This window comes from Shewanella sp. 3_MG-2023 (genome assembly GCF_030548765.1).
In the GTDB taxonomy this organism is placed as follows: domain Bacteria; phylum Pseudomonadota; class Gammaproteobacteria; order Enterobacterales; family Shewanellaceae; genus Shewanella.
The window spans coordinates 14,584-33,796 of sequence record NZ_JAUOSH010000007.1; the positions used below are offsets into that span (position 1 = coordinate 14,584).

General features: G+C 36.4%; 10 protein-coding genes. 9 read left to right on the forward strand and 1 reads right to left on the reverse strand.

All coding sequences use genetic code 11. The annotated features are described in order from the left end of the window. The first annotated feature begins 671 nt into the window (after positions 1-671). The 3 genes from Q4591_RS05595 (at position 672) to Q4591_RS05605 (ending at position 10,372) form a co-directional block, all read left to right on the forward strand. Positions 672-4,508 carry an AAA family ATPase gene (locus Q4591_RS05595; protein ID WP_303459848.1) on the forward strand — a complete coding sequence of 1,279 codons (3,837 nt, stop codon included), beginning with the start codon at positions 672-674 and terminating at the stop codon, positions 4,506-4,508. A 97-nt stretch (positions 4,509-4,605) separates the two neighbouring features. Further along, on the forward strand, positions 4,606-8,289 hold the full coding sequence (locus Q4591_RS05600; RefSeq protein WP_303459850.1) for an ATP-binding protein: 3,684 nt from the start codon (positions 4,606-4,608) through the stop codon (positions 8,287-8,289). 160 nt (positions 8,290-8,449) lie between these two features. Then, positions 8,450-10,372, forward strand: a complete 1,923-nt coding sequence (locus Q4591_RS05605; protein WP_303459851.1) for an NAD-binding protein — start codon at positions 8,450-8,452, stop codon at positions 10,370-10,372. Positions 10,373-11,041: 669 nt separating this feature from the next. Here Q4591_RS05605 and lepB read toward each other — a convergent pair. Continuing rightward, complete coding sequence (gene lepB, locus Q4591_RS05610; RefSeq protein WP_303459854.1) at positions 11,042-11,761, reverse strand: signal peptidase I; 720 nt, start codon at positions 11,759-11,761, stop codon at positions 11,042-11,044. A gap of 1,107 nt (positions 11,762-12,868) precedes the next feature. Between lepB and Q4591_RS05615 the strand changes: the two genes are divergently transcribed. The 6 genes from Q4591_RS05615 (at position 12,869) to Q4591_RS05640 (ending at position 19,142) form a co-directional block, all read left to right on the forward strand. Then, positions 12,869-13,393, forward strand: a complete 525-nt coding sequence (locus Q4591_RS05615; protein WP_303459856.1) for a hypothetical protein — start codon at positions 12,869-12,871, stop codon at positions 13,391-13,393. Between the two features lie 96 nt (positions 13,394-13,489). Next, positions 13,490-13,981, forward strand: a complete 492-nt coding sequence (locus Q4591_RS05620; RefSeq protein ID WP_303459859.1) for a hypothetical protein — start codon at positions 13,490-13,492, stop codon at positions 13,979-13,981. A gap of 73 nt (positions 13,982-14,054) precedes the next feature. Continuing rightward, a complete protein-coding gene (locus tag Q4591_RS05625) occupies positions 14,055-14,783 on the forward strand; it encodes a molecular chaperone (RefSeq protein WP_303459863.1) in 729 nt (242 codons plus the stop codon). Positions 14,784-14,869: 86 nt separating this feature from the next. Beyond that, a complete protein-coding gene (locus tag Q4591_RS05630; RefSeq protein WP_303459865.1) occupies positions 14,870-15,679 on the forward strand; it encodes a hypothetical protein in 810 nt (269 codons plus the stop codon). 5 nt (positions 15,680-15,684) lie between these two features. Continuing rightward, positions 15,685-18,159 carry a fimbria/pilus outer membrane usher protein gene (locus Q4591_RS05635; protein WP_303459867.1) on the forward strand — a complete coding sequence of 825 codons (2,475 nt, stop codon included), beginning with the start codon at positions 15,685-15,687 and terminating at the stop codon, positions 18,157-18,159. 38 nt (positions 18,160-18,197) lie between these two features. Then, the gene (locus Q4591_RS05640) at positions 18,198-19,142 is read left to right on the forward strand and encodes a hypothetical protein (RefSeq protein WP_303459870.1); all 945 of its coding nucleotides are present in this window, start codon (positions 18,198-18,200) and stop codon (positions 19,140-19,142) included. Positions 19,143-19,213 lie beyond the last annotated feature (71 nt).

Here is a 19,213-nt window from a genome sequence, read left to right on the forward strand (position 1 = left end):
AACCATTTTGTCGAAAACTGGCAACTTATCGGTGTAATTCTATGGCTTTTATATATTCCAGTTAGTTTTTTGGCCTCCTTAATTATCTCTATTATCTTCTGGTGTAAATATAATCGATATGGTAATAACTAAGATTATTACAGCACGTTGTAATGATTTTATTTGATTGTATTTTATTTTTCTGGCAATACACCATAATTTACAGGCAATACTATTTATTGAACCTTTTCTAAGTAGTAATAGTTTGTAACTTAAATTTTGCAACTTCTTAACATTGATTCTTTTCGATATTAAAGAAAGTGTGTAATCTATTGGTTTTATATGGTTTTATTTATTTTTATTGTAAAGAGGTTTAAATGTATAAGGAAATGCTTTTATTCGGCTCGTTGGCGCTCTCTTTTCAGGGAGTATGTTCGACACAAATAACAGATTTGGTTAATCCATCAGGAGATGTAAGCCCAGCCAACCAAAAAACATTTTGAGTGCCTACCCTAAAGAGCACTGAGATCGTCGATTTAAATCGTCCTTGCTCTTTTGAGTGATATACACGCTAAATTAGTCGGTTTTTTTACACCCATTATCTTGCTGATATTTAGGGATGCTCCATCTGGTCTTAAAGGTAGTGAAACTATAACTCAACCAATTATCAAGCAATTTTCCTTTGAGGCTTTATGATTTCAAATGCATTAGTTGAAAACTTTTTTGAATACCGAACTGTGATGTGTTCTGACATGGAAGTGGACATGTACTTGCTAGAACAATCGGATGTAGCACTTCCATTTGTTTTGCTGTTGATTAAATTAGCAATTAGAGATACTGAGTTGGAAAGCTCAGTGGTTAGTTTTGATTTAGTAAAACAAACGCAATCATTGTGCTTTTTGTCAGCTGAAAACATTGATCTAAAAGATGAGAGATGTGCGTTAAATATCATCAAAGAACTTGGTGGGTACCGAGCTGTAAATCAGTTCTCTTGTGTTGCTGACACAATTCAAATCGAAAAGTTGGTTGAGCAACTTCGTCATTTTTTACAAGAGCTTGAAGAGGGTAAAGTCATTCAAGTTAATTCGGATTTGTATAAGGCCGTTTCTGGGCTGTTCTCTGTTGAGCTTGATAAAAGCTTTGTTCAGTCCGAGTTGAAAATAATGAATGACGAAAACTATTTGAATCTTACCGAGGATGTTAAATTGGGGCATACCGATCAGTCTTTTAAAGTGAAACAACATTTTTTTGAATTAGAACCTGACGCGCAACAATTGATGGAAGAGGTATCGGTGCTGACATCGGCATTATATATATCATCTAACCCAAAATCTGCCGTTCAAAGCATTAAAACAGCGAAACTTCCTTCGGTTGGCTATACAGCATTACTTGCTGCAATTTTTGCCATACCCAGTGTTTTACAAGCTCTGGCCATGCAACTTAAGTGTCACCCCCATCAGTTGATTATGCCGCGTGTAGTGTATCAATGTCGCCAAACATTAAAGAATACCGCAGTTACACGGAGTTTTACCGCTGATAATGATTCAAGTAAAAATTGGTATCAAGTCGCTAAGTCATATGTAGGCGATCTTCAATTTGAACACACTATACAGGCTTGCCTGGATGCAGCCTTTAGTCACGGCGAACTTTCTTTTGCAGATTTTATAGCAGCATTACTAGAGACAAAATCGGATGTGATAATTGAGTTGTTAGCGCTTAACAAGCAAAGCAACCAGTTTATAAAAACAGCGCTTAGTATTAAAAACATCGCTGCTAACTTAAATGATAAAGTAATCGGTCAAAGTGCTGCAATTGAAAGTCTTTCACAAGGATATCTGGCATCTTCTATCAGTCCAGGTGAAGGCCCTAGAACTATCTATACCTTTTTAGGCCCATCGGGAGTTGGTAAGACATATCTGGCATCTACATTCTGTAAGGTCATGAATGAATATGAGCAATTAGGCTATGTTTTTACAAACTTTAACATGGAACAATATTCAAATGAAAATGACTCATTAAGATTATTCGGTTCAGGTATACAATACACCGATGCGAGCTTAGGTGTACTAACGAGTTCTGTCAGAGCGCAACCTAGACAAGTATTACTGTTCGATGAAATTGAAAAAGCGCATTCGAGTATAATTCAATCACTGTTAAGCGTATTAGATAAAGGGAAAGGTCAAGACCAGACAAGTCAAGAGGTTGTTGATTTCACACAATGTATTATTATTTTTACTACCAACCTAGGGCAGGATATCGTTGAGAAAAACTCGCAAGCACATCAAATTAATGTTTTTGATCTGCTTCGTAACTCAGAAAACCCTGATTCAAAGGTTAAGCTTTCTTACGAATTTATCAACCGATTGGCCAAAGGTTACTCAGTTCTATTTTCCCCCTTGAAAACTAATCATTTGATCCGCTTAGCTGAGAGAGAGTTGGCCAAGCCTCACGATTTTGAAGAGCAGCTTAAGTTTTGTTGGCCAGCAAACTTTGCTTCATTCTTTCTGCAAGACCTGTCACCAGAAGTGAATCCTAGGCGGATAAATCATTATTTGCCAAAGCTTAAATCATCAATTGTAAGTAAAGCAACAGACTTGATAGACAGTACTCAAACACAATTAGAGTTTGTTATTGAAGTAGACGACGTTAATCAAATAGGCCACAGACAAGCAAAACTTCTGCTTATTGATGACGATTCAAGAGTTTATGGTAATTTAAATGAGGTTGTCAGTCTTAATTCGATTTCACTGTCGAATTCAATTGAGGATATGCAGGTTACGTTAGAGAAACACAGCCCTGATGCCTTACTTATCGATATCGATTTCATTGGCAGTTCTGGGACATCACTTACTGATTTTGCGAATAGCGTCAATAAGATAAACCCTAGCTTGCCATTGTTTAGTTATCAGATTTATCACGGCAAACCCACTCAAGATCATACACTAAGTAAGAATCATGATATTAGAGAACACTTTTCCCTATCTGGTATAACAATTGAAAATAAGCTCGACAAAATGCTCGAGCGAGTCAGTTATTATATAGCTATGGAGCAAACTTTAAGAAGCATGTCGAGGCGAAATGAAAAATTAGAATATCATTGCTCCACTTCATCAAATGAGGGGGTGTTTAAGGTATGTTTCAATCAATCGTATCGAACTCAGCTCATCCATTCTGCCGATCTTAAAGAAAGTGACTTATTTACACATAGCGTACCAGATAATTCATTAGCAGATGTTATTGGTCTAGACCGAGCTAAGCAGCGGCTTTCGGAGGTCGTTGGTTGGTTAAAGTCGCCTGACAAATTGAAGAATTTTGGGGTGAAATTACCCAGTGGATTTTTGTTTGCAGGTCCTCCTGGCACGGGTAAGACCTTGTTAGCGAAAGCGTTAGCGGGGGAGTGTGGCTTGCCATTTTTCAGTATTACGGCTTCGGAGTTGTCAGATCGTTATGCTGGAGGGACGACTGCGAATATTAAAAAGCTATTCGCGACCGCACGTAAATATGCTCCAGCAATAGTATTCATCGATGAGATAGATGCGCTAGCGGCGCAAAGAACCACCAACAGCGATAGCTTATCACGTGATAAAAACCTTACCGTAAATGCGCTGCTAACAGAAATGGATGGCTTTACTCCACACGATGAGCCTATTTTTGTATTGGCAGCGACTAATCATCCTCAGATATTAGACAAGGCAATTACTCGACCTGGGCGCTTTGATGAAACGATATATTGCGATTTACCCAATAAAAAAGCACGACAGACCTTCTTTGAAAGGTTTGCTGAAAAACATCATATAGATTGGTTGCAAAATGATCTTATGCAATTGGTATCTTCGGCCCAAGGTATGTCCTCGGCCGATATCGAGCAAGTGCTAAGAGAAGCAATTTACCAAGCTGTTAGTGATGATAAGGCCTTAACAATTGAGCACATTAAGCAATCGATGATCCGAATAGTATATGGAGCACCTTCAGAACAGATTGTATTAAGCCAAGAAGAAAAACGCCGCACCGCCTATCACGAGGCGGGACATTTGTTAGCCTATAAGTTGTTATTTCCAAAGCAACGTATTGACTTTGTGACTATTGAGCCAAGAAACCAATCGTTAGGGTTTGTTTCAACGCGAGCATCTGATGAATATGAAAGTTATTCAAAACGAACCGTGATGAATAAGTTACAAGTGCTACTGGCTGGGCGGGTAGCTGAAAAGCTGTGTACGGGCTCAATTGATGAAGTCAGCACCGGAGCTTCAAATGATATCGAAAAAGCGACTCAGTTAGCTATGCATGCAATCTATGAAGGTGGGATTGAGCCAACTGTGGGGCCAATAAACGTTGCTATGATTACTAAATTTGAAGAAAGTAACCTGTTATTAAAAGCGCAAGGTGCGGTGCAATCCTGGTTACTTGAAGCAGAAAAATCAGCGGAAGTGAAGTTAATTGAGCATCGTGCTCTACTGGATCACATTGCCAATGTATTAATAGAAAAAGAATCATTGAATCGTGGTGAGATAGAGGCGTTGTTTTTATAAATCGCTACTGAAGAATTTTGAACGATTAAATAACAAAAAATTAATAATGCCCTTTTAATTCTCTGCTGAATAAAGAGGCAAGCCCAAGGAATGGATAATGACTAACTCAAAAACTTTCAGATTATTTATAAGCTCAACGTTTAGCGACTTCAAACGAGAAAGAGAAGTTTTGCAAAGTAACGTATTTCCACAAATAAAAAACTATGCAGCACAGCAAGGTTACACTTTTCAACCTATTGATTTAAGGTGGGGGGTGAGCAATGAAGCTCAATTAGACCAAAAAACACTTGAGTTATGTTTAGACGAAGTAAAAGCGTGTAAAACGTTTAAGCACCCTAACTTTTTAGTGATGTTGGGTGACCGATATGGTTGGGTACCACTCCCTTATGCTATTGAAGCACTAGAGTTTGAAATGCTCTGTGCGCTTATGACTGAAAAAGAAAAGCAAAACCTAGCGAACTGGTATTTAAAAGATCTTAACCAACTACCCATATCATATATTTTACAAGAAAGAACCGGTGACTTTGAAGCGTTTGAATGTTGGGAAAAAGAGGAAGAAAAGTTAAGAGCTATTATACAAAGTGCCGCTGAAATGGCTTTTAAGAATAATAGTGAGCAACGAAAAAAGTACTTTATTTCAGCAACAGAGGCTGAGGTGGAAGAGGGCATTATTTCTTACTTAGAAGCAACTCCCTCTCAAAAAAAATTAAATATATCACCTGAGATAGATGCACAGAATGTTTTCGGATTTTTCCGCTCTATCGAGCCAAGCTCAAGAATCGCAGAAACATTTATTGCAGATGCTGCTGATAACGTGGAAGCTCAAAAATTTAAAAATAAAGTAAAAAAGGTGTTGCTAACAGAAAATAAGTTGCATGCAGAAGTAAAACAAGTTGATAAAAATAAACTCGATGAAAATTACTTGCAGGGTTTTCAGGAAAGAGTTACTCAATTTCTTGAATCGAAAATTGATGCTCAAAAAGAAAATGAAGAACATGATGTGCCAACAGCTTTAGAGATAGAGCAGAAAGAACAAGAATATTTTGCACAAAACAAGCGTAAAAACTTTTTAGGACAAGAAAAACTGTTAAAGACTATTGCGGATTATATATCAGATAATAATCAGCAACCTTTAGTGATTTATGGCAAATCGGGCTGTGGGAAATCAGCTTTAATGGCACAAGCGATTCAACAAGCGGAGGCAAGCACAGCTAAAAAAGTGTTATACCGGTTTGTTGGGGCAACAGCTAATTCAAGCTCTTCGGTTGATATTTTAACTTCCCTCTTTACGGAGCTAGAAATTAAAATTCATGATGAAGATAGTAGAAATCTAGCTTTAATTGAGAAGAGCGATAACAAGGAAACATTTGAACAGTTTAGCCTAAGGGTACATCAAGAGCTTAACTCTATTAGAGGTGAGGTTGTTATTTTTATTGATGCAGTTGATCAATTACAAAGTGCTGATTACTTTTTATGGTTACCGAAGATATTGCCAATCAATGTAAAAATAGTTATATCTGCTTTAAATGATGATAAGTATGCAGAAGATAGCCAGTACTTTAATGACTTGTCGGTTAAAACAAGTAATCAATATCCAATACCTGAGTTCAATGATGCCCCAAAATTAATTAGAAACCTGCTAAAGGGGGAGGGAAGAACGTTACAGCCAGAACAAGAACGCTATCTTTTAAAACAGTACGAAATTGAGCCTTCACCATTATATATCCGCTTGGCAATTCAAGAGGCAAAGCAATGGCGTTGTATTGTTAATACTAAAAATGAATATGTTAAGAATGAAGAAAATGAAGCAAATGAAGAAATTCAAGGAACGCATGTCGGCATCATTCAAACATATATCCAAAATCTAACTGAGATTTATCATCATGATAGAGAATTTGTTAATAGAGTGCTTGGTTATATTTATTCTTCAAAAGATGGTTTAAGTGAGTATGAGTTATTAACAGTATTATCAATGGATCAACACTTTGTTGATAAAGTTGCCCCGACTACTTTCCATAATAATATAACTCAAGAATTGCCATTAATTCATTGGACAAGATTGTACAACAACCTTAAAAACTTCTTGAGTATTAAGCAGAAAGATAACTCTGAGTTAATGTATTTCTTTCATAGGGAAATCTCACGAGCTATTACTAAAGAAATCAACCTAAAAGAAGAACACGAATCAATTATAAACGCAGTACAATCCCTCATCATAAATCATCAAAATCAAAGTTTTGAATCTAATCGTTGGGGGAAACTATATATAACGCTAATTACTGAGTACGAGCGGTGTTATCCAGATAACCAAAAATACCAAACGTTTGTAACTTTTCTAAGTGATAGCCAACTACTTGATTGTAAATGGATTGAAGATTGTGTTTATTATATTACAAGCACTAGCAATAATTATTATATAAATAATGAAATAAAAGCGGCTTCCCTACTTCAGTCTATTTCAGTCACTATTACAGAGCTACTTTACAACAAAGATAAAGACAAATGGAAATATCAATATGCATCTTCTCTCAATTTGATGGCTGAATCGTGTAATAAAGAAGGTAGGTTTAAAGATGCTATACAGCTTGGAAAAAAAGCTTATGAGGTAGCAAAGTTATACTATCCTCAAGAACCAATATTTTGGAGGCTACCATTACTGGATTTTATGAACAACCTGTGTAGTTACTATACTCAAATTGGAAAACCTAATGAAATGCTAGATCAGTTAGAAGATGATCTCATTAAATTCAAAGAAAATGTTCCACAGTCTGAGTGGGCCAATTTAGAATGGAAAGCATTTGCAATGGCCCTTAATACATTAGGAGGAGGAAAATATCGATTAGGGGAATATGACAATGCCGATGCATTAGTTAGTACTTCACGAAAAATATATTCACGTTTATTTCAATATAAAAAGAATGATTTTGCTTTGGGGTATGTAGAAGTTCTAATAAATTATTCCAATGTAAAAAATAAATTAGAATGTTATGACGAGGCTTACGAACTTATTCAAGAAGCTGTAAGTATTTCTAGTGAATTTTATGAGAAATATCGAGACCAATGGGTAGGTAATTATGTGAATTCTTTGAAAATGCTATCAACTCTTATTTCTAATGATGACCCTAAACAAGCCTGTATTAAATTAAGAAAGGCAATCGAACTATTACAAAAGCCTTATGGCTTAGAGCCTGCTCGTTGGCTCTTAGAGTATGTGGTCATTGTTAATAATTTAGTAACTTTATCAATTGATAATTATTTTTTTGATGGAATCAAAGCTTATGCCATTGAATCTATGGAATTAGCTAATAAACTTTACTCTCAAAACCCAATGATAGAATATGCAGTAATTAAGAATAATAGTTTTTTTAATTTGTCTAGGTACTCGTTTTTAAAAGAAAAAAACTTAGATAAAGCTATATATTACATGCAAAAACATTTTGATTTTAGTAAAGAAATATATGGGGGGGATAGTACGAATGCAAAAGAATCATTTGATATACTATCTGCCTTTATTAATAAGAAATCAGAAGGACAAAACTCACTTACAAAATCACAGGGAGTTACACTTGAAGATCTGGTAAATATTTGTCTTTCAAGGCAGTCCCCCAGAGTTGATGCAGAATTACTCAATAAAGTATTGCAAGATTTAGTTATTGTTTTTGATGAGCACAAAGGTGTGTTTACACAAATATTAAATGAAACTCCAAGTGAAACATTTCATGAATCATTCACTTCTTTCTGTAATAAATATAGAGATACTGTTATTGGCCTAAAAAGGTAATAATTAATAGGGTAGATAATTTTCTAACCTATATTTCTAGTAGTTAAAAGCTTTATGGTATTTCATATGGCAACATCAAAGCGATTGAAGATATTTATGAACAGTAAGGGTCTTATGATAATTTTACATTTATTAATATTAATACAAAGGACTAACAGAGATGAATGATTTACCTAGTTCTTCTACTCAAAAAAAATCCCCTAGTATCGTTTACACTTTGCTAGAAAACAAAGCCATCACTATTGCTATTGTTTGCATATCGGCCTTTATATTACGCTTTGTAATGGACTCTCCATTCCCTAAAGGAATGACAAATTCGGTTGGCAGTGCACTTGAGTTTGCTTCAATTGTTTCCGCTTCAGTAATTGCGGTTTTAATCTATTTTAAAGATGCGGTAAACCAGCAAATAGTCAAACGGCTACTCAAAAGAGAGCACATTACTGTTTTTGGCCTTGGTGAATTTAATAGTGCTTTATTAAGTAATGAGATGGCTGTCAACAATAACGCTTATGTTATTTTTGAGAAAAGCAAACAAAATGACAAGCTAGATCTGTTCAGAAAGTTCGGTATGGGTGTGGTAGAAGGGGATGTTTTTAGTGATGAAAAATTAGAAATATTGAACTTTGACACAATGCAAAGTGGTGTTATCTCTTTAGGTAATGACCGTTCGAATGTTGAATTAGCTACCCTTATTATTCAGTTGTATAAAGAGAGAGTAAAAAAGGAAATAGCAGAAGATAAGTGTATAAGACCGTTAAAATTGGTTGTACACATTATTAACCAAGACTTGAATGCGCTTTTCCATCAGAACTTTATTAACCCCAATAACGTTGAAAATGAAACTCTTCAATTAGATATCCAAACGTTCTCTTTTTATGAAGAAGCTGCGGAAGCATTTTTTGAAGGTAACTTTGTCGATGGAGAAGGGCGTGAAATCATTGATAGTAATGATGATTACCATATCGTGGTCGCAGGTGATGGTGAGCTTGCGCTTAACATTATTTACTTGACCGCTAAATTAGCCCACTTGCCCAATGAAAATAAACTGACTATTCACTTAGTGGATGTGCAGGCATCAGCTTTTAAAGAGAAGGTCATTAAGCGGTATCCTGGTATCTTAAATGTACTTGCTCTAGAGGCCGTTAATTGTGACTGTCATACGCTTTCCTATTTTGAGAATGATGCCTTATGGTTTAAAGATAACTTAACCCATGTTGTTGTTTGTTATGACGATGAAGGGCGAAACCTTAGCATTGCAGCTGATTTATTTAACAAAACATACTTGGAAAAAGCAGTTGATGAGACGTTAAAAACACGTATCAGTTTTGCCAGTTTCAATAATTATAATATGAGTAAAATTATAGATGCTGACAAAGGCAGTTTTAAACAGTTCTTCACCTTTGCAGATGTAAAAAACATTTGTACTCGTGAGAATGTATTAGATGAACAGCATGAGCTAATTGCAAAGCTTGTGAATCATCAATACGCGGAGGAATACTTGCCTACGGCACAATATAACTTGAGCGATCTAAGTACGTTAGATGAAATTAATAGAAAATGGTACAACACATTAAAGCTTAGTGACAAGTTATCTAACAAATCACAAAGTTTACATATCGATATGAAACTAAAAGCGCTGGGATTCTTGAAAATTAAGTCTGATAAAACAGCAAATGATCTGCTGACATTAAATTTAGACCTTTTCCATGGCGCTTTAAAATCTGATAGGGAGTTACTTGGTTTAAGTAATGAATTTATTCAAGCATACTCATTAGAGCTTCCTAAGTTATGGCAAGAGGGCGGAGAGCCTATTAATATTAGTTATTTCCCACATGAATATAGCTGTATGTTAGAAAAATTGATTCGTGCAGAGCATAATCGTTGGAATGCCTTCCATTACTTAAATGGTTGGAAATATAACGAGACCAAATCTAAGGCTAAAAAGCAGCATGATTGTTTGAAACCATTATCTGAATTTGTAAAGCCAGAGCATAAGTTAACGGTAATCTATGATCTGTACGCGACCTTGTATATCCCTAATTACTTAGCCAATGCTGGCTATGAAATACAATTAATCAAATAGTTAATAACAAGGATAGCTAACGTTAGTGTTTGATTCGGATGAGGGCCATAAGCTTCTTTCACTAACTTCAGTAATCGCTTATCTTCAACGGCTCTGTCGCTTAAAAATAACATAGCCACCCATTCCTGGTGGCTATTTTGGCAAAATAACATAGCCATATATGGACACTCCCGGTGAGTCAAGACAATAGTCTGCCTACCGAAGGCTTTAACCTTGGTTTTCTGCTAAACTATTCACACTTGCTGTTGCTATTGATGTCACTGATGTACCGCTTAAAGCGGTTGTTCTGCCAGATATACGGGCTTAACAGTCTAACTGCGCCGCTTAATGGTGAAACACCCATTCGGATTAAGTTCATCCTTGGCCTTTTCTGGCTTACATTGGTTGGACTGAGCCATTACTTCATCGTTTACAACAACCCTGGTGAGTTATTAATGTGCTATCTCGCCAATGCTTGATTGAGCTTGCTATTGGCAGACCATGAAGCACGTTTGTCAGTATTGAAGACGCAACATTTTACTACTCCATTGGCAGTTGTGTACTTAAGGCATGACTAACGGGAACCGATACCGTTGAAAAAAATGGTTGGAGGGGATAGGTTCCCCCTAGAACAGTGGGTATAGCATAAGATTACCAGGCATTCTGCTTTCCAAATCTGCGAAAATCAACCTACTCAGTGTCTTCCCAAAACCGCATCTTTACATCAGTAAAAATCTGTTGATAGTTAAATGCTATTTTAACAACTTTGCCTGTGATTTTATCCATATGAATGGCTCCAATATACCGACTATCACCACTCATGTTTCTATTGTCGCCTATCATAAAATACGTATCTTCAGGAACAACATAAACCTTACTACTTACAATCATATTTTTAATATAATCTTCCTTAAAGCCTTCTGCATAAATAACATCATACTGTAGCCCTGAGAAGTTTTCTTCTCTATAGGCTTTATATGTATACTCTTCTTGAGTCTTAAACTCATTAAGGTCAACAGATTCATTTCTGGTGTGGTTTAACGGTAATTTTTTACCATTGATATAAAATCTATTATCTGTCATTTTAAATGTGTCACCACCGACAGCCATAATCCTCTTGACATAGTTAACACCATTATAATCAAATGTAACAATATCCCCTCGCTCTGGAGAACCAAAATTTAAAAGTCCAGTTTCAGCAAATGGAAGCTTAAAGTTGTAAGCAACCTTGTTAACTAAAATAACATCTCCTTCATGCAAATTAGGATTCATAGATTTAGTTGGTACATGATTATAATTTAAAAACATTGTGCGAATAAAAATAAAACCTAAAGCTACCAGTAAAAATTTTCTTAACGGTTTAAATCTTTTTTTACTTGTGTCGGCTTTGTTCCTACGACAGTTCCACATTAGTTATTTCCTGTAAAAATTATTTTTCACTATTTCAAAAGTAAGTTAATACATTTGGTAAAGCCCTTCCACTAAAATAACATAGGCATATATGGACGCTCCCGGTGAGTCAAGACAATAGCCTGCCTACCGAAGGCTTTTGACCTTGGTTTTCTTCTATACTATTTACGCTGTTAACTAATTTAAAGAATTTTATGCATGGAATTACCATGTTTAATCATTAAGAATGTTGACTTTTTTGCCATTCAGAAATATAGTCAATCTTAGTTGGCAATTGCAGCTTCTATTTACATTATTTGATTGCAAGCAATTGAAACTAAACAACTAATTTATAATTTAATACGGAAGCCTTGGGTTCAAATCCCTATCTCTCCGCCATATTTAGAAAAGCCCGTTACGAAAGTAACGGGCTTTTTGCTTTCTAGAATTTACTGATGTGAACAACAGGTTTATAGCACCACAATGTAGGGTTCCTATTTCAGAAGTAGGCTATCTCTCCGCCATATTTAGAAAAGCCCGTTACTGAAAAGTAGCGGGCTTTTTGCTTTCTAGAATTTACTGATGTGAACAACAGGTTTAAAGCACCTCAATGTTGGGTTTAAAATCATCCCAGCTGCTGTGTTGCAGTTTTTTAGTGGTGAAAGCTAATGAACTACAGCAGTCACGTTTTTTTAAAACGTACATTAGAATAGAAGCCAATAGTTAAGCTTGATCAAGTCAAAATGTAGCATCTCAATCTAGCGTTCTAATCACCATAATTTCGCCATTTTTAAGACGAAAGGCTCATCAGCAATGATGAGCCTTTCGTTTATCAGTTTTGTTAAAAAGGTCATATCTGAGTCATACTTAAATACCTATCTCATACTTAATTAACTATGTCAGACTCGAGCCTTTCAATAAGTCATTGCTTTATATATTTAATTTAATTGTGTTTATTGTAATATCTTAAAAGTATGAATTAAGCACACTGCAAGTATGAATGATTAATAACAAACTCATTCTTAAATTCATATTTTGTAAATTAACTTTATTGCTATCATCAATGTATTGATTTCATATACACCTGTTTTGGCAAAGCGTGTTTGGGCAATCTATAGGGACATTGATATGAGTGTTAACGGAAAAGGGCTTTATGCAGTGAAAAATACTGTGGCATTCTTCGTATTACATTGTTGCTTCGGACTTGCAGTTAGTCATGCCAACGAATCACTCACTTTGGCACTCTCAGGTGTTATTGAAGATAAATGTGAGATTACTATTCCAAGTAGTTCGACTTTTGATTTTAGCCAACAGTTAATACACAGTACAACGCTCTCTATTGATTGTAACCAAACGATGTTGGTCGCACTTCGCTCTGAGTATGGCGGGCTTAAATTAAATCAAACTCAGGATGAAAATAGAATTATTGCAGCCTATGACATAGATTTTAAAATTGAATCGATTCAATTTAATATGAGCGCGAATAGTTTTGATATTCAACAAGAACAACGATTTAATGCTGGCGAAAAAATTCCATTTGCGACGTCGGGTAGTTTAGAGATTAGCCTTCCTGAAGCATTGGTATATGCCGGGAAATACACCGATATTCTGCATGTTGAGGTTTATCCTAATTTTACCATGCAGGGTATTTAATGAAGTTTTCTCCAGATGGAGAAAGTTGCCGACCGATAGGCAAATATCGGTCGGCATAGTAAAAAACCAATCTGAAATTTTAAAAGGAGTTTTACAATGAGAAAGATTACTTTAATTGCGGCATCTTTAACAGCACTAATCGCAAGTACAGCTAACGCTGGTGACGTTCAATTAGTTGGTTTTGTTCCTGCGGTATGTGAGGTGACAGGTCTAAATACTCAATTAAATGATTTTGGTAACTTACAAAACGCTAACACCGCTTCTGATATTGTTTTTGGTGTTGAATGTAATGATGTCGATGGTGCAAACATTGAAATGATTAGTGCAGAAGGTGGCCTAGAATCAGATGATGCTGAAGATCAATCTATACCTTATACGGCTACTTTAGCTATAACTGGTTATACTGACCTAGTACTTAATGCGCCTGGTGGTATGGGCACTAATGGTGCAAATATTAATCAAGATTATTCTGCAGCAGGCTTGCTAGTTGGCCCATCTGCAACATTGTCATTTAGTACACCGGGTGATGCAAGCTGGTCTGGTGGTTATTCTGATACGTTAACCGTTCAAATTAATGCGGCTAATTAATTTAGCTTAGTCAGTGAAAATATGAGGGGGATATCACTCCCTCATATTTAATTATATTAATATGGAGTGTTTTATGATTAAAAATATGACTAAATCATGTCTAGTGGCAATGGTCAGTCTTATAATCGTTTTTAGTTTACCGAATGCTTTTGCTTATAAAGTGCAGCCTATGGTGGCAGAAATGTCACCTGTAGGTAAAAAAGCACAGTTAAATCTGCGTATAGAAAATAATGACAGTGAATCCCTCACTGTTGAGATGATACCACTGCAGTTGGTTATTAATAATTCTGGTAAAATTGAATATATTCCAGCTGAAGATGATTTATTAATTATTCCTGTGACGGCTATTTTAAAACCTGGCCATTCTCAAGCTGTTATGGTGCGCTATTTAGGTGAACCTGATATCGCTGAGTCAAAAGCTTATAGTGTTGGTTTTCGTCAAATACCGATTACCATGGAGGGAGATAATATTTCACAAGTGAAAATGGGGGTTAATTTTAATACCCTAATCAACGTAGTGCCGACCAATACGAAAGCAAATTTGCTAGTTAAAGAATTAAAATTAATAGATGGAGAGTGGAAAATAACGATTAACAACTCCGGTAACCGCTATGTACGTTTAAGTGAAACTCAATGGCAAGTTAGTGATGGTGCAAACTCACTGCAGTTAAATAAAGAGCAACTTTCTGAGTTACTGAATGGCAATTTATTTTTACCCAACTCTTCTCGAACGTTAACGATGAAGCCTATTGAATCATTCAGTATGGATAAAATTGAGATTAAAATTGAAATTATGAAATAGTGAGTTAGACTTTTTTATCAGGCACCTGCTGTGTCAATTTTGTAGTTTCTTTTAGATAACTAACCTTTGAGATAAAAAGGAGGCTTATGTACATCAATTCGATAAGCTTACAAACAGTGCTTGGATGGTGCGGTATTTCTTTAATGTCTCTGTTCTTAGGAAAACCAGTGTATGGAATAGAGATCTCTCCTATGGTGACCGCACTCTCAATTGATAGTCGTGCTAATTATCAGCAATTTTTAATTACAAATAATTCTAATTTAACTTTACCTGTAGAAATTGATGTTAATGAAATAGAGTTTAACCCCCTAGCAAGTGGTGCGAGCTATAAGGTTATATCTGAAACTTCCACCGATTTATTAGTATTTCCTCCAGCAACCGTTTTAGCTCCAGGTGCAGTTCAGTCCGTTCGTGTTCAATGGCTGGGGCAAGATACCTTAGCCAATTCCCAAAGTTATTTTATTCGTTTTAGCCAGCCTCAATTAGTCGATGATAGTGCAAGTAAAAGTGGGGTTAAAATATTTGTACATTTTAATGCGGCAGTTCACGTATCGTCCAGCAAGCAGCAACCTCAGTTGGTGATTAATACATCCTCTATTCAACATCAGATTATTAATATAGATACTGATTATTCATTACAAAAGAAACAACAAAATACCTCGTCATTGTTAAAGTTTACGGTTGATAATATAGGTAATAAATACGCTACGCTTAATGATTATTATTTGAATATAACAGAAGCCGACGGTAATACATTTACTATCGAAGAGGAGGCGCTTGTAACAGATCAAATTAACACCTTTTTTCCTCCACATTCAAAACGTGAGGTGTCCATTAATCTTGGTCGCGTATTGTCTAAAGGCTTTAGTCTAGCCATTACCCCTGTGGTGCGGTAGTTTTTATGAGTAAATTAATTCAACGATTGATATTAATGTGCTTATTACTCTCTTTTACGCTCATGGCTGAGGACGTAATATTAAACACCACTGGACGGGATATTAATCTACAAAGTTTATTTCGATTACAAGACAGTCTAATTGGTGATGTTGAATTAACGATAACAGCAGATCAAAAAATTGAACTGCCAGCCACATCAACTTTGGCGTTGTTGGCTGACACCCTTGTACCGGAAACGCTTGAGCTATTATCGACATTTCAGCATGATGATGTATTAAACCAAGCTGATTTTTCAAAGGCTGGGCTTAGTTTGACTTTTGACATGTCAACTTTTGAACTAATAATGCAAGCACCTATTGAGGCGCTTAAAATTAGCGGCCTATCGTTTGCTCCCAGCAAAAATACCCGTCGATATATAGAAGCGTCATCATTGAATGGTTATGTAAATCTCCACTTGTCTGCTACCAATACTTCGAATATTAGTGATGATAGCCAAAATTTTCTCGATTATAACCACCTTCTTGAAACTGGGCTTAATTACCGAAATGCCGTTTTGGAGTATGAGGCGGTTTACAATCATTTAGATGGTCAATCTGGAGAGTACTCTCGCCAAGGTACGCGTCTTAATATTGACTTTCCTAGCCAGGGTACTCGTATGGTTTTGGGGGATTTTTATAGTCGCCCCAGTGGTTTTCAGTCTGGTATTGATTTTCTTGGGTTAGGGATTTCTCGTGACTTTTCACTTATTCCAACCAGAAATGTTAGGCCAACGGCTGCACGTCAATTCACTTTAGAACGAACTTCTGAAGTTGATGTTTTAATCGATGGGGTGGTAGTAAAAAGGCTCAGCCTTGGTGCGGGTTCTTATAATCTTGAGGATATTCCTTTAGCCGAAGGCGTTAGTGATGTTGAATTATTGATAACCGATCGTAATGGACGTCAAGAACGAATAAATTTTAGTATTGCCACGGGTATGGATCTGCTAAAACCTGGAGAATTTGAATATGCATTTAGTTCAGGAGTGACGAGTGATTTAGTTGAAGACAAGCTTAAATACGACCGCGATGCATTTGTTGTCGATGGTATGTTGGAGTACGGTCTCACGCCATCACTAACATTAGGCGTAAACATGCAGGCGGCACCTAAAATCTACCAACTGGGGCAACGGAGTTTGTTTGCTACAGGATTAGGTGTGTTTGATTTAAACCTTGCTTATAGTAACCAAGATTTAGTTGGCGAAGGAGCGGCTGCCAGTTTAGGGCTTGATGTCAGTTTCGAAGATGGCCCTGATAATTCTCAACTCAGTTTTTTTTATGAATATTTTTCTCAGTCATTTACTCGAGTCGATGATTTGTTTCAAAGATCTGATGATTCGGTTTTTAACCCTATAGATTTACTTTCTTCTTTAAATATTAACAAACATTTTTTCACCAGCCGTTATAGCCGATCCATCACTCAGGCTTTGCGAGTTAGCCTAACCCTTAACTATATTGATGTATATCAAAAGGAAGGTGATTATTGGACTATTAGCCCAGCACTTTCTGGTGATCTATTTGATACCCCAGCCACTTGGAGTGTTCGGTTAACACACAAAGATAATCAGGATGAAAGTAACGAATTTAATGCATTACTTACTCTAAGTTGGCCGTTTGGTTCATCTCGCGTGGTGAGTAGTTATAGCAGTGACTTAGAAGATTTAAAAACGGAATATAGTTATCTTAACGGCATCGGAAAAACAGGTGGGGTCAATATGTTTATCGGTGCACAGCGCACCAGTGATACAGATGCTAACCTAGAAGCAGGTATTGATTACTCTGCTAATCGGTATCAAGCCAACCTTCAACATACTAGCCGGTTTACCGACTTTACGAATAAGCAAAGTAGTCATTTTAGCCGAGCAGAACTTTCATCAGCATTAGTATTTTCGGGTTCTCAATTTGCTTTAGGTAGACCTGTTGGAGATAGTTTTGCCATTATTCAACCGCACGCTAACTTAGCAAATAATCGTATTGATGTGGATATGTCAGATGAAGGGGCGAGAGTGCATAGTGACGGTGTAGGTGCAATGGTCGTTCCAGATCTTGTCGCATATAATGAGCAATTAATTTCCTATGATGTAACAGATTTACCTCCTGGTTACGATTTAGGTGAAGGGGTGTTCGCGCTCAATCCTGGATATAGACAAGGTTACTCACTAAAGGTGGGCTCTGATGCAATTATCACGGCTATGGGGTCAATTTTTGATAACAAAACGGGTGAACCTGTTAGTTTATTAGCGGGTAAAGCGATATCTCAAACAGATAAAAACTTTGAAGCATTAGACTTTTTTACTAATCGCAGCGGACGATTTGCGATTAGCGGCCTAAAACCTGGCACCTATTTACTCAAGCTAAATAGCGAATCAGTAGGGACATACGAGCTTATTATTAGCGATGAAAGTGGTGCATTACTTCGCTTAGGTAAGATTTATGTTGATTAACACGAGATGTATAACACACTCATCTCCTAGGAGGACATATGACTCAGACTAACTCTATCAAGTTGATCAAGACAAAACTTATGAAGGTTTTCTGTCTGATCGCTATATTTATCGGTTCTAGCTTATTTACTATTAGCAGTTTTGCTGCTTGTGACGCTCGAGTGCAAAGTGTCAATTTAATGAGTTCAGGAGTTCAAAATCAATATGATGTGTTTGCGACAAGTACTTTTGGTTTAGTGCAGTCTTATGAGGTGAAAGTAAATTTTAGTGACCCAAATGAAGATTGCTCCTTGAGTTTAATGATTTCAACTGTCCAGCAAGGGTATGAACTTACAGGTCAAGGTGGCAATTTATTATCTTTTACGCCATACCTTCAAACTTCCGGCAGTTTTATTCAAAATAGACACTGGTTTGCAGAGGTATCACCGAACCAATCTACTTTTCGTTTTCAATTACGATTCCCGTCACAACAATTTGGAGCTGCTGGGGATTATTCAAATCAATTAATCGTTCAACTCATCCCAAGCCCAGAACAATCATCGATAGTTCTAGATGAACGTAACCAATTAATTTCATCTCGTATTCCACCTGTTGCGAGCATTAGCTTTTACGGCTTATCTCAAAGGCTTTATCCATTAGACCTTGGGCGATTAACAACAGGTAAAAAGGTAAACATCGATCCTAACTTGTATATTCGTAGTACTACAGGCTATGAAATTAGTTTCCGTTCAGATAATCAAGGTAAGTTAAGACACCAAAGTAAGCATGAACGCTGGGATGTTGACTACGAATTCAGTGTTGCTGGCAGTGTGATTGATTTTTCGGAAGCAGGTAATCAGCTAATTGTTAATGCACCGCAAAACCCTAACGGTCAAAGAATTCCTATGACGATTCAAATAGGTGAAACAGAAAATAGGCCTGGTGGTGTGTATGAAGATGAGATTCATATCGATATCAGTGCATTAGGCCTCGGAGGTTTTTAATCTAAAGCTGCTTATTAAATAACATCGCTCTTTGGCGGAGGGGATCAGTAAGTCACTATTTTTTAAATCTG